General features: G+C 68.4%; 9 protein-coding genes. 4 read left to right on the top strand and 5 right to left on the bottom strand.

The annotated features are described in order from the left end of the window. Window positions 1-14: 14 nt before the first annotated feature. Window positions 15-950 carry a uroporphyrinogen-III synthase gene (locus tag R3I40_RS05655; RefSeq protein ID WP_285262380.1) on the top strand — a complete coding sequence of 312 codons (936 nt, stop codon included), beginning with the start codon at window positions 15-17 and terminating at the stop codon, window positions 948-950. Here R3I40_RS05655 and R3I40_RS05650 read toward each other — a convergent pair. Both R3I40_RS05650 and metG read right to left on the bottom strand, forming a co-directional pair. Further along, complete coding sequence (locus R3I40_RS05650) at window positions 937-1641, bottom strand: sirohydrochlorin chelatase (RefSeq protein WP_285262379.1); 705 nt, start codon at window positions 1639-1641, stop codon at window positions 937-939. The two genes, R3I40_RS05655 and R3I40_RS05650, sit on opposite strands and share 14 nt — an antisense overlap. Continuing rightward, window positions 1638-3434 (bottom strand): methionine--tRNA ligase, encoded by a 1797-nt coding sequence (gene metG / locus R3I40_RS05645; protein ID WP_239374639.1) that lies wholly within the window; start codon window positions 3432-3434, stop codon window positions 1638-1640. The genes R3I40_RS05650 and metG overlap by 4 nt, the downstream gene beginning before the upstream one ends. 48 nt (window positions 3435-3482) lie before the next feature. On the opposite strand from metG, the gene R3I40_RS05640 reads away from it, so the two are divergent. Continuing rightward, the gene (locus R3I40_RS05640) at window positions 3483-4856 is read left to right on the top strand and encodes a UTP--glucose-1-phosphate uridylyltransferase (protein WP_239374637.1); all 1374 of its coding nucleotides are present in this window, start codon (window positions 3483-3485) and stop codon (window positions 4854-4856) included. 130 nt (window positions 4857-4986) lie between these two features. On the opposite strand, the gene R3I40_RS05635 is transcribed toward R3I40_RS05640, so the two are convergent. Further along, window positions 4987-8403, bottom strand: a complete 3417-nt coding sequence (locus R3I40_RS05635; protein ID WP_285261653.1) for a bifunctional proline dehydrogenase/L-glutamate gamma-semialdehyde dehydrogenase — start codon at window positions 8401-8403, stop codon at window positions 4987-4989. 314 nt (window positions 8404-8717) lie between these two features. Between R3I40_RS05635 and R3I40_RS05630 the strand changes: the two genes are divergently transcribed. Continuing rightward, window positions 8718-10064: a glyceraldehyde-3-phosphate dehydrogenase gene (locus tag R3I40_RS05630; protein WP_239374737.1), complete on the top strand. Its 1347-nt coding sequence runs from the start codon at window positions 8718-8720 to the stop codon at window positions 10062-10064. A gap of 125 nt (window positions 10065-10189) precedes the next feature. On the opposite strand, the gene pdxY is transcribed toward R3I40_RS05630, so the two are convergent. Then, window positions 10190-11041 (bottom strand): pyridoxal kinase PdxY, encoded by an 852-nt coding sequence (pdxY, locus tag R3I40_RS05625; RefSeq protein WP_183374702.1) that lies wholly within the window; start codon window positions 11039-11041, stop codon window positions 10190-10192. Window positions 11042-11070: 29 nt separating this feature from the next. Beyond that, a complete protein-coding gene (locus tag R3I40_RS05620; RefSeq protein ID WP_317700132.1) occupies window positions 11071-11685 on the bottom strand; it encodes a thymidine kinase in 615 nt (204 codons plus the stop codon). A gap of 43 nt (window positions 11686-11728) precedes the next feature. Between R3I40_RS05620 and R3I40_RS05615 the strand changes: the two genes are divergently transcribed. Beyond that, window positions 11729-12646: a sugar phosphate isomerase/epimerase family protein gene (locus R3I40_RS05615; protein ID WP_285261649.1), complete on the top strand. Its 918-nt coding sequence runs from the start codon at window positions 11729-11731 to the stop codon at window positions 12644-12646. The last annotated feature ends 104 nt before the right edge of the window (window positions 12647-12750 follow it).

Below are 12750 nucleotides of genomic sequence, written 5' to 3'. Positions count from 1 at the left end.
GAGAAGGAGACGGCATGCCCACCGACCACGCCCAGCAGACACCGCCTGCCGCCGCCGGCGACGCGGGATCGGCGGACCCGTCGGCCGCACCGGGACCCACGACCGCACAGGGCACGCAGCAGCCGCTGGCGGGCCTGCGGATCGCGGTGACGGCGAGCCGACGCGCCGATGACCAGGCCGATGCTCTGCGCCGACGCGGCGCCGACGTCCTGCTCGCCCCCACCATGAGGATCGTGCCGACGGGCGCCGACGCCCAGCTGCTCACCGACACGCGCCGCCTGCTGGACGTGCGTCCCGCACTGTTCTTCGTCACCACGGCACAGGGCTTCACCGCATGGCTCGACGCCCTCAGCAGCGCCGACCCCGATCTCGCGCAGGCCGCCATGGCCTACCTCGCCGACACGCGCATCATCTGCCGCGGTGCGAAGGCCCGCGGCGCTGTCCGGGGCCGCGGCCTGCCCGACGCACCGGCCGCACCGTTGGAGACGTCCGCATCGATGGTCGACGTCGCCCTCGCCGACGGCGTCCCCGCGGGCCCCGTCGGCCTGCAGCGCCACGGCTACATCCACCCCGATGTCCTCACCCGGCTCGCCGATGAGGGGGAGGGGCACGACCTCGTGGTGGTGGCGCCCTACCGGTGGGAGCCGCCGGAGGAGCTGGACCCCGTCGACGAACTGGTCAGCGGTATCTGCCAGCGCCGCATCGACGCGGTGACGTTCACGGCCGCGCCGTCCGTGGATGCCCTCTTCGCCCGAGCCGACGAACTCGGCCGCCGCGACGACGTCGTCGATGCGCTGCGCACCGATGTGGTGGCCGTCGCCGTCGGCCCCGTCACCGCGGAGCCCCTCGAAGCCGAAGGGATCACCCCGATCGCGCCTCAGCGTCAGCGCATGGGTGCGATGATCCAGCTCATGGCCGAGCAGCTGCCCGAACGGGTCAGTCGGCGCTGAGGGCGGCAGCGCAGTCCAGATAGCGCTGCGCCACCAGGGGCCCGAGCGCCGCACCCAGATGCGGCGCGGTGCTCCACCCAGCTGCGGCGGCAGCCGCCGACGTGCGCTCCAACAGCAGACCGGGCGCCGTGAACAGCGGCAGCAGCAGGCCCGGCTCGTCCGCGGTGATCATGTCCGCCGCTCGCGGAGCACAGGTCGCGAACCCCGCCTGCACCCGTCGGCCCAGGGCAGCGCCCAGCCGGTCCGCGAGGTCCGCCACCGTGGCGTTCGCCTCCGGCCGGGAGGACCCCACCGCCAGCAGCACCACGGGAGAGTGCTCCTGACCCGGTGCAGTGTGGGCGCGGGCCTGTTCGGCGAGCACCGCGAGAACATCGTCCCCGGTGCCGATGATGCCGGCGCGGTGGATCGGCAGACCCGTCGCCGCCTGCGCCTCATTCAGTGCTGCCGGAACATCGGAGGTGGCGTGGAACGCCTCCGTGAACAGCAGCGGCACCGCGATCGCTCCCGGGCACTGGTTCGCCGCCAGCTCCGCGGCACGCGCCTGCACGGACGGCTCCGCGAGGTCCAGGTACGCGTCAGCAAAGGGGGCGCCGGCGATGCGGGCCGCGGAGCGGGCGATGTCCTGGGTGGCGGTGACAGCGGAGTCCAGGCGGGATCCGTGCGCGATCGCCAGCAACAGGGGCTCGCTCATGCGTCGCTCACGCCGAGCCGCTCCAGCTCCTCATCCACGATCGACGGGTCCAGCTTCTGGAAGATCGGCTTCGGCTTCGCAACCGGGGCGCCGACGGTGACCGGGCGGTGGCCCCAAGCGGGCACGTCCGAATAGTCGCCGGTGATGATCGGATAGCCGGGACCGCCGTCGAGGTCGTCCACATCCTCCATGCGCGGCATCGGCGCGACCACGCGGTCCCCGCCGAGGGCCTTCTCCACCTCGTTGGAGGAGTGCGGCAGGAACGGCGAGATCATCGTGTTCAGGTCCGTGACGGCCTGGGCGAGCGTGTGCAGCACGGTCAGCAGGCGCGGCCGCTGCTCCTCCGCCTTCATCTTGAAGGGCTCGGTCGCGGAGACGTACCCGTTCGCTTCGCCGACCAGACGCATGATCTCGTTGATGGCAGAGCGCTGATGGTGGTGCGCGATCAGATCGCCGACGGTGTCGAATCCGTTGCGGATCTTCGCCAGCAGGTCGAGGTCGATCTGCTCCATCTCGCCGGCGGCGGGGATCTCGCCGACGTTCTTCGCGATCATCGCTGCGGTGCGGTTCACCAGGTTGCCCCAGCCGGCGACCAGTTCGTTGTTGGTGCGGGAGACGAACTCGCTCCAGGTGAAGTCCGCGTCGTTGTTCTCCGGACCCGCCGCCGAAATGAAGTACCGCAGCGCATCCGGCTGGTAGCGGGAGAGGATGTCCCGCACGTAGATGACCACGCCCTTGGACGAGGAGAACTTCTTGCCCTCCATGGTGAGGAACTCACTGGAGACCACCTCGGTGGGGAGGTTCAGCTCCCCGTACACACCGGGGGAGCCGCCCTTGGCGCCCTCGCCGTTGTGGGCGATGAGCTCCGCCGGCCAGATCTGGGAATGGAAGACGATGTTGTCCTTGCCCATGAAGTAGTAGGACAGGGCCTCGGGATCGTTCCACCACTTCCTCCACGCGTCCGAATCGCCGCCGCGACGGGCCCATTCGATGGAAGCGGAGAGGTAGCCGATGACCGCATCGAACCAGACGTACAGGCGCTTGGTGGGCTGGTCCTCCCAACCCGGCACCGGGATGCCCCAGTCGATGTCGCGCGTGATGGCGCGCGGGCGGATCTCCTTCAGGAAGTTCTGGCTGAAGCGGATCACGTTCGGCCGCCACAGGCCGGTCCTCTCCCGCTGGTCCAGCCAGCGTCCCAGCTCCTCCGCCAGCGACGGCAGGTCCAGGAACCAGTGCTGGGTTTCGATGAACTGCGGGGTCTCGCCGTTGATCCGCGAATGCGGGTTGATGAGGTCGGTGGGGTCGAGCTGATTGCCGCAGGCGTCGCACTGGTCGCCCCGGGCGCCGTCGGTCCCGCAGATCGGGCAGGTGCCCTCGATGTAGCGGTCGGGGAGGGTGCGGCCGGTTGAGGGGGAGATGGCGCCGTGCGTGGTCTGCTCGATCATGTAGCCGTTGTCCCGCACAGCGCGGAACATCTCCTGCACCACGGAGTAGTGGTTGACCGTGGTGGTGCGGGTGAACAGATCGTAGGACAGGCCCAGCTGCACCAGGTCCTCCACGATGACCCGGTTGTTGCGGTCGGCGAGCTCCCGAGCGCTCACGCCCTCAGAATCGGCGGCGACGAGGATGGGCGTGCCGTGCTCGTCCGTTCCGGAGACCATCAGCACGTCATGACCCGCCATGCGCATGTAGCGCGAGAACACATCGGATGGGACTCCGAAGCCGGCGACATGACCGATATGGCGGGGGCCGTTCGCATACGGCCAGGCGACTGCTGAAAGAACTCTGCTCATAGGCCCAGTCTACGAGGCGTCCTCACCTGCGCTCAGTAGGATGGCGGTATGAGTGAACAAGGTCTTTCCCACGCCCAGCGGAAGATGCGCGAGGCCTCCGTCCCCGAAGCCGCCATCAGCGTGTTCTCCGATTTCTACCGCCAGCTCGAGGAGGGCACCACCGGCCAGATCCCCGAGGACACCATCGAGCCGTACCTGAACCCGCCGAAGCTCGCCGATGAGACCGTCAGCGAGGACGACGCGGCCGACGCGTTCTCGAAGCTCGTGGTGATCAAGCTCAACGGCGGGCTGGGCACGTCGATGGGTCTGGACAAGGCGAAGACCCTGCTTCCGGTGCGCGACGGCAAGAACTTCCTGCAGATCCTCGCCGAGCAGGTTCTGTCGGCGCGAGAGCGCACCGGCGCCCGCCTGCCCCTGCTGTTCATGAACTCCTTCCGCACCCGCGAGGACACCCTCGAGGTCCTCGAGCAGTACCCGGACCTCGCCGTGGAGGGGCTGCCGCTGGACTTCCTTCAGAACAAGGAGCCTAAGCTCCGCAAGGACGACCTCACCCCGGTGGAGTGGGAGGCGGACCCGAGCCTCGAATGGTGCCCGCCCGGTCACGGCGACATCTACACCGCTCTGTTCGCCTCGGGTGTGCTCACCCAGCTGATCGATGCGGGCTTCCGCTACGCCTGCGTCTCCAACTCGGACAACCTCGGCGCCGAGCCGTCCCCCGAGCTCGCCGGCTGGTTCGCCGCCTCCGGTGCCCCCTACGCCGCGGAGCTGTGCCGACGCACCGCAGCGGACCGCAAGGGCGGCCACCTGGCCGTGCGCAAGGAGGACGGCCGCCTCATCCTCCGCGACACCGCGCAGACCCCGGCGGACGAAATGGACTTCTTCACCGACGAGGACCGCCACCCGTTCTTCCACACCAACAACCTGTGGTTCGATCTGGTGCGCCTGCAGGAGATCCTGGATGAGCGCGGGGGCGTGATGGGCCTGCCGCTGATCCGCAATGAGAAGACCGTGGACCCGGGCGACAAGTCCAGCACGCCCGTCTACCAGATCGAGTCCGCGATGGGCGCCGCGATCGAAGTGTTCGAGGGCGCGACCGCGATCGTGGTGGATCGGGCCCGGTTCCTGCCGGTGAAGGCCACCAGCGATCTGCTGCTGATCCGTTCCGACGCCTACTCCCTCACCGATGACCTCGCGCTGCGCAAGGCGGTGGACACGGTGCCGCTGGTGACGCTGAGCGATGACTACAAGCTGATCGGTGACTTCGATGCCCGCTTCCCGCATGGTGTGCCGTCCATGAAGGAGGCGTCCCGCCTGACCGTGGAGGGTGACTGGACGTTCGGCGCGGACGTAGTGGTCCGCGGTGAGGGGCGCCTCGGCGCCGAGGGCGGTCAGGTGGCCGACGGGACCGTGCTGGGCCAATGACCGCGTGACATGACGCGCTGAGCCTGCGCGAACCCGCAGGGCTGCGCGGCGCAGATGCGACGAGCGGCGGCCGTCCCCACGAGGGAGCGGCCGCCGCTTCTGTTCGTCAGCGAGGCTGACCGACGGAGGATCAGACCTCGCGGATGATCTTCTCCAGGTCGTACGGCAGCGGGTTGCCGTATCGGTGGTTGGTGGCGCTGACCGCCTGCTCATGCACGTAGCTGATCAGCTCGGCGCGACCGGACTGCACCACTGCGTGATCGAACAGGGCGACCTCCGGGCGGAGGTTGATCGCCTCGCGGATCTCCGGCTCCACACCGCCGATGGCGCGGACGCGGTAGATCGGTGCGGTGCGCAGGCGCGCCGCCAGAGCCGCAGCGGACTCGGTGACGACCTCCACGCCCGGGTGGTCGGTGGGGACCTGGGAGGCGAACTGCTCCGGGACCGACACGGATACGGTCGCGCCGACGGTCTTGGCGGCGTGCAGCACACGCTCCACCTCGAACTCGGTGACCTTGCCGCCGACGCGGATCAGCATCTCCACCGGGCGGTACTTCATCACGTTGATCTCGCCGTGCAGCTGCTGCACGTCCTTCGGGGCGTAGAAGGTCGACCAGTTCTCGATGTCGGACTTCTTCGCCTTCTCCAGCCAGGCGGCATCGCGCTCGCCCTCAACGGGGTCGCTGCCCACCATGAGGTGCATCAGGTAGTTCGGGCCGCCCGCCTTCGCGGTCGGGCCGATGGCGGAGCGCTTCCAGCCGCCGAACGACTGACGCTCCACGATCGCACCGGTGATACCGCGGTTGATGTACAGGTTGCCCGCCTCCACGCGGGAAGCCCATTCGGCGATCTCAGCGGGCTCCAGCGAATGCAGACCAGCGGTCAGACCGTAGTCGGTGCCGTTCTGGATCTCGATCGCCTCATCAAGGGTGTCCGCGTGCATCACGCCGAGGATCGGACCGAAGTACTCCGTGCGGTGGAACTCGCTGCCCTTCTTCACACCGGTGCGCACACCGGGGGAGAAGAGGCGACCGGTCTCATCCAGCTGCTCCGGCTTCGCGAGCCACTTCTCACCCTCGCCGAGGACGGTGAGGCCGCGCTGCAGCTTCTCGCCGGGCTTCTCGATGACGGGGCCCATCTCGACGGTGGGGTCCGTCGGCCAGCCCACCTGCAGGGACAGCACGGCGTCCGCCAGCTGCGACTGGAAGCGGCGGGAGCGCTCCACGCTGCCCACGGTGATGACGAGCGAAGCCGCCGAGCACTTCTGGCCGGCGTGGCCGAAGGCGCTGTGGGCGACGTCGTAGGCGGCGAGGTCGAGGTCGGCGTGCGGCGTCACGATGATCGCGTTCTTGCCGGAGGTCTCCGCCTTGATCTTCGCCAGCGGGTTGAAGCGGGCGAACAGCTTCGCGGTCTCGTACGCGCCGGTGAGGATGATCTGGTCGATGCGCTCATCACCGATGAGTGCCTGACCGATCTCGTTCTCCGGCACGTCCACCAGGCGCAGAACATCCTCGGGGATGCCCGCCTCGTGCAGCAGGCGCACCAGGTAGGCGCCGGTGCGCATCGCCTGCGGAGCCGGCTTCACAACCACGGCGGAACCGGTGACCAGGGCGGACACGATGGAGCCGCACGGGATCGCGATCGGGAAGTTCCACGGCGGGGTGACCAGGGTCAGCGGGCGCGCTTCGAACACGATGTCGTCGCGGCTCGCCAGGTCCTCGGCGTTGTCCGCGTAGTACAGCGCGAAGTCGATCGCCTCGGAGACCTCCGGGTCTCCCTGCTCGAAGGTCTTGCCGGTCTCGGACGCGGCCACCTCCAGCAGCTCGGCACGGTGCTCGGCGAGGACTCGGGCGCATTCGCGCAGCAGGTTCGCACGCTCGGACATCGGACGAGCGGCCCATGCCTCCTGGGCGCGCAGCGCGCCGGAGATGATGTCGTGGACTTCCTTCTCGCTGTCCACGCGGGCGGCCTCCGCCTCGGCGACGCCGAGGGTGGAGTCGGCGATGCGCGGCAGCAGCTGACGCGCCCACTCCTGGTTCGCGGCGGTGGTCATGTCGGTGTCCGGGGTGTTGAGGAACTTCCCCGGGGTGGACGGGATGGCGGCGGAGCCGAGCGGGATGCGGGACCCGTCGGCCGGCTTCTCCGCGGCGCGGTCACCCATGCGGTGACGCACCGGCGCCTCCTCCTCGAAGGAGCGGCGCAGAGCGGCCTCGAAGCGCTTCTGCTCGCGCTGGAACAGAGCCTCGCTGGAGTCCAGTTCGAACACGGCGGACATGAAGTTGTCCGAGGAGGCGTTCTCCTCGAGGCGCCGCACCAGGTAGGAGACAGCGACGTCGAACTCTTTGGGGTGCACGACCGGCACGTACAGGCGCATCGAGCCGACGGTCTCGCGGACCACCTGCTGCTGGCCCGGGGCCATGCCCGCCAGCATCTCGAACTCAACGGCGTCCGAGCCCTCGAGTCCGCGCTCCTTCATCAGCAGGTGCGCGTAGGCGATGTCGAACAGGTTGTGGCCGGCGATGCCGAGATGAACGTTCTTCAGCCGCTCCTCGGTCAGGGCCCAGCGCAGCACGCGCTTGTACTGGGCGTCCGACTCCTCCTTGGTGTGGAAGGTGGCGAGCTCCAGGCCGTGCACGGACGCCTCCACCTGCTCCATCGGCAGGTTCGCACCCTTCACCAGGCGCACCTTGATCGGGGCACCGCCCTCGGCGACGCGGCGGGCAGCGAACGCCTGCACGCGCTCCATCGCGGCAGCGGCATCCGGCAGGTAGGCCTGCAGCACGATGCCGGCGTACAGGTCCTTCAGCTCCGGCATGGACAGCAGGCGCTCGAACACCTCGAGGGTGAGCTCGAGGTCCTTGTACTCCTCCATGTCCATGTTGATGAAGGTCGGCTTCGCCTGACGCGCCGCATCGAAATAGAGCGGCTTCAGGTTCTCGAGGATCTTCTCGATCGTGATGTCTGCGCCCCACAGGGACATGTGGTCCACGATGGAGGAGATCTTGATGGAGCAGTAGTCGACGTCATCGCGCAGGATCAGGCGGTGCACGCCCTCCAACCGGCGGTTCGCCTCACGGGCGCCGAGCACGGCCTCGCCGAGCAGGTTGATGTTGAGGTTCACGCCCTGATCGCGGAAGCGCTGAATGGCGCGGCCCAGCTGTGGGTCGCGGGCATCGAGGATGAGGTGCGAGACCATGCGGCGCATGACCTCACCGGCGATCAGCACCGTGGTGCGCGGCGTGATGTACGACGCGGTGGAGCCGAGCTGCACGATGGAGCGCAGGGGACCGGTCAGGAACTTCGGCGGGTCCTGGGCGAGGTGGCGCAGATGGTGCGCGGCGGCGCGCGGATCCTCCGTGCGGATCACGAGGTCGACGAATCCGACGGTGAACTCGAGGCCCTTGGGGTCGGCGAGAACATCGGCGAGCATCTTCGCCTGTGAAGGAACGGGCAGACGGGCTGCATCCTGCACCCAGGTGCGCACCTGTTCGGTGACGGCGCCGGCCATAGCAGCGGGCTGATCGGCGCGGCGGCCGGATCGGGGCATGGTGGACAACTCTGTCTTCTCCTCACCGTAGACAAGAGGGCGCCGGGCAGCGCTCTCGATCCAACAATAGGGGCACTCCCCCTATTCGAGCCCAGCCCGAGGAGTGCGGACTGCGTCACGCGCAGCCCTGCGGGCTGTGTCACCTCTATGGGTGCATTCGATCGGACTCGGGCACAATGGTATCCGGAGACAGTCGATGCCGACTGTCCGAGCACCACTTGCTGTTCAAGGAGGAACACCGCGTGAGCAACGCATCCGCCAGCGCTGACCAGGTCCACAACGATTGGCTCCGCCGTGTGGCGATCGCCGAAAGCATGATCCCGCTGATCGGCGGGCTCTACCGCGAGAAGGATGTGAAGCCCCACATCTTCGGTCGCACTCTGATCAACAAGTCCGGAACCGACATCCTCAAGGCCCACCGCTGGGCCCGCCGCATCGAGAACGGCGAAGCGAAGGTGGAGGACACCCTCGCCGTGCTCGAACTCGCCCGTGAGAAGGACGTCACCGGGATCCCGCTGGACCTCGGCCGCCTGATCCGCGCCGCCTACCGTGACGGCAAGGACGTGCGCGAAGCCGCCCTGGAGTACTTCGAGAAGGCCGAGAACCGCGCCCCGCAGCAGCCCACTGACGTGGTCCTGTACGGCTTCGGCCGCATCGGCCGTCTCCTGGCCCGCATCCTCATCGCCCACCAGGGCTCCGGCGCGGGCCTGCGCCTGAAGGCCATCGTGGTCCGAAAGAACGGTGAGGATGACCTGCAGAAGCGCGCCAGCCTGTTGCGCCGCGACTCCGTGCACGGCAAGTTCGACGGCACGATCTCCGTGGACAAGGACTCCAACGCGATCATCGCCAACGGCACCCGCATCCAGGTCATCTACTCCTCCGACCCGGCATCCGTGGACTACACCGAGTACGGCATCGACAACGCCATCGTGGTGGACAACACCGGCCGCTGGCGCGACGAGGCCGGTCTCGCCGAGCACCTGAAGTCCACCGGTGTGGGCCGAGTGCTGCTGACCGCGCCCGGCAAGGGCGATCTGCCGAACGTGGTGTTCGGCATCAACCACGAGCAGATCACCCCGGACACCCGCATCGTGTCCGCTGCGAGCTGCACCACCAACGCCATCACCCCGGTGCTGAAGAAGCTCAACGACACCTACGGCATCGTCCGCGGCCACGTGGAGACCGTGCACTCCTACACCAACGACCAGAACCTCATCGACAACTTCCACAAGGGCCCGCGCCGCGGCCGCTCCGCAGCGCTCAACATGGTCATCACCGAGACCGGCGCTGCGAAGGCCGTCTCCAAGGCCCTCCCGGAGCTCGAGGGCAAGCTGTCCGGCAACGCCATCCGCGTGCCCACGCCGGACGTCTCCCTTGCGGTGCTGAACCTGACGTTGGAGAAGCCGGTCGACCGCGACGAGGTCAACGCCGACATGCGCGCCGAGTCCCTCACCGGCGAGCTGCGCAACCAGATCGACTACATCGCGTCCTCCGAGGTCGTCTCCACCGACTTCGTCGGCTCCAAGCGCGCCGGCGTCGTGGACGGCCTCGCGACCATCGCTGAGGACAACAGCCTCGTGCTGTACGTCTGGTACGACAACGAGTTCGGCTACTCCTCGCAGGTGATCCGCGTGCTGGAGCACATGGCCGAGCAGATGTGACCGGTCGTCTCACCGCACTGCCCGCAGGGCTGGGGTGAGATGACGAAGGGCCCCGTCGGCCGAGGAGACCTCCTCAGCGCCGACGGGGCCCTTCCCTGTGCGGGGTCGGTCCCTGTGCGGACCGGTCAGCGGACGCGGCGGGCGGTGAACTGGTCGCGCGGGTTCACATAGCGCTCCTGGTTCTCCACCAGCAGCAGCTCCGGCGCGCCCTTCTCCTCCGTGTCGGTCAGCAGGTCGAACACGGCCGAGGCGGTGCGCTCCAGCGACTCCTCCGGGGTTGCGCCGGAGCGGTAGTGCGCGGAGAACAGGGCCGCGGTGACGTCACCGGATCCGTTGCGCTTGGTGGGCAGGTGCGGGGTCTGCACGATCCAGGCGCCGTCCTGGTCGGCGAACAGCATCTCGAGGGTGTCGGCCTCGCGGTCCGGGCGGAACACGGAAGTGACGAGCACGGCCGACGGGCCCATCTCGAACGCACGGTCCACGGACGCGAGCGTGGACTCCAGATCGGTCGGGTCGGTCTCGGTGAGGTAGCCCAGTTCGAACTGGTTGGGAGTGATGAGGTCCGCGGCGGGGATCACCTTCGAGCGCAGCAGCGGCGGGATGTCATCGGCCACGAAGCAGCCGGAGTTCTTGTTCCCCATCACCGGGTCAGCGGTGTAGGTGGCGTTCGGATTCGCGGCGCGCACCCGGTTCGCGGCGTCGATGATGACCTCGGAGATGGCGCTCGAGCCCTGGTAGCCGGACAGGACCAGATCGACCTCGGAGAGGGCGCCGCGGTCCTCCATGCCGAGGATGACCTCGTGGACATCGTCGGCGTCCACCACGGGGCCGCGCCAGGAGCCCCACCCCGTGTGGTTGGAGAACAGCACGGTGCTGACGGGCCACACTTCGTGGCCGAGGCGCTGCAGGGGGAAGACGGCCGCGCTGTTGCCGACATGGCCGTAGGCGACGGAGGACTGGATGGACAGAATCTTCATGCCCTCATTGTTACACCCCCGGTGCGCGGTCAGAACATGGCGGGACCGGCGGCGCGGGAGCGCTCCTGAAGGTAGCAGCGGCCGCACAGCGATTCGTAGGTGACGGTGCCGCCGGCGCCGGAGTCGATCGCGACCTGGTCGCCCTCGAACACGAAACGGCCGCCCACCGATCGGCAGTTGAACTCGGCCTGGGAGCCGCACCGGCACATCGTGGGCAGCTTCTCGAAGTTGTCGGCCACCTCGAACAGCCGTGAGGAGCCGGGGAACTGCGCGGTGCGGAAGTCGGTGCGCAGCCCATAGCAGATCACGGAGATGTCATCGAGCTTCGCGACGAGGAACAGCTGGTCGATCTGCGCGGAGGTGAGGAACTGCGACTCGTCCACGAGGATGCAGGCGAGGGGGCTGCTGAGCTGCGCGGCGGCGTTGTGGATCATGCGGCGCAGATCCTCGCCCTCCTCCACCAGCAGGTCAACGCGGCGGCGGCTGCCGGCGCGCGCCACGACCCAGTCATCGCCCTTGGTGTCCACAGCGGGCTTCACGGTGAGGGTGCTCAGGCCGCGCTCTTCGTAGTTGAAGGCGGTCTTGATGAGGGTGTCGGACTTGCCGGAGTTCATCGCGCCGTATTTGAAGTGCAGCTTGGCCATGCCTCACAACTCTAGTTCACCCCGACTTGCTAGCTTCGGTGCCATGCCCGACGACTCCACACCCCGGAGGCGGATCAGCCGCCCGAACCAGGCCAGGCGCGCCTCGTCGGCGTGGCGGGACCGCAACCGCCCGCAGCTGGACGCTCTGCAGCGGTACGAGGTGAACCGCCGCATCCCGGTGGGGCTGTCCACGTCGTCGGTGTTCCCCCTGGGGCTCGAGGACACGTTCCGAGCTGCGCAGGGGGCCGGGTACGACGGCGTCGAGGTGATGCTCTCGCACGAAAGGTGCACGCACGACGCCGAGCACCTGCGTGACCTGGTCGCCCGCTACGACATGCCGATCCTGTCGCTGCACGCCCCGACCCTGTTCCTGCTGCAGTTCGTCGGCGGCCTCAATCAGCGCCGCAAGCTGGCGGGGTCCGCGGCGCTCGCCGCTGAGCTCGGCGTGCCGACGGTCGTGGCCCACCCGCCGTTCCGCTGGCAGGGGAAGTACGCCGCGCGGTTCGAGCAGATCGTGCGCGACCTCGAGAAGCGCTACGGCGTGGAGATCGCGGTGGAGAACATGTACCCGTGGCGCCTCGGCGTGCGCGAAGTCCTCGTGTACGCCCCGGATCACGACCCGACCGACCAGGACTTCGCCCACGTCACGATCGACCTTTCCCACGCCTCCACCGCCGGAGACGACTCGCTCGCGATGGTGCAGCGGGTGGGGGACCGGCTGGCGCATCTGCACCTCACCGACGGCAACGGGCACAGCATGAAGGACGAGCACCTGGTGCCTGGGGAGGGCAAGCAGCCCGCCGCCGAGGTTCTGCGGCACCTCGCCATCACGGAGTGGTACGGCTCGATCGTGGTGGAGATCAGCACCGGCAAGGGGCGCCGCTTGGACGCGAAGATGCCGGCGATCGAGAGGTCATTGGCGTTCGCCCGACGCGAGCTCGGTCACCATGCCTTCGAGTGATGGGATTTCTGCACCCTTTTTCAGAGGCAGGTGAGAGAATCACCTGATGGATTCCGCGCGCTCGGGCCCGGCCCCGTCCGGTCGGCCGAGCAGCGCGAACCTCC

Source organism: Helcobacillus massiliensis, assembly GCF_033106145.1.
Lineage (GTDB): Bacteria > Actinomycetota > Actinomycetes > Actinomycetales > Dermabacteraceae > Helcobacillus > Helcobacillus massiliensis.
This window is presented reverse-complemented; position numbering and strand designations above follow the sequence as displayed.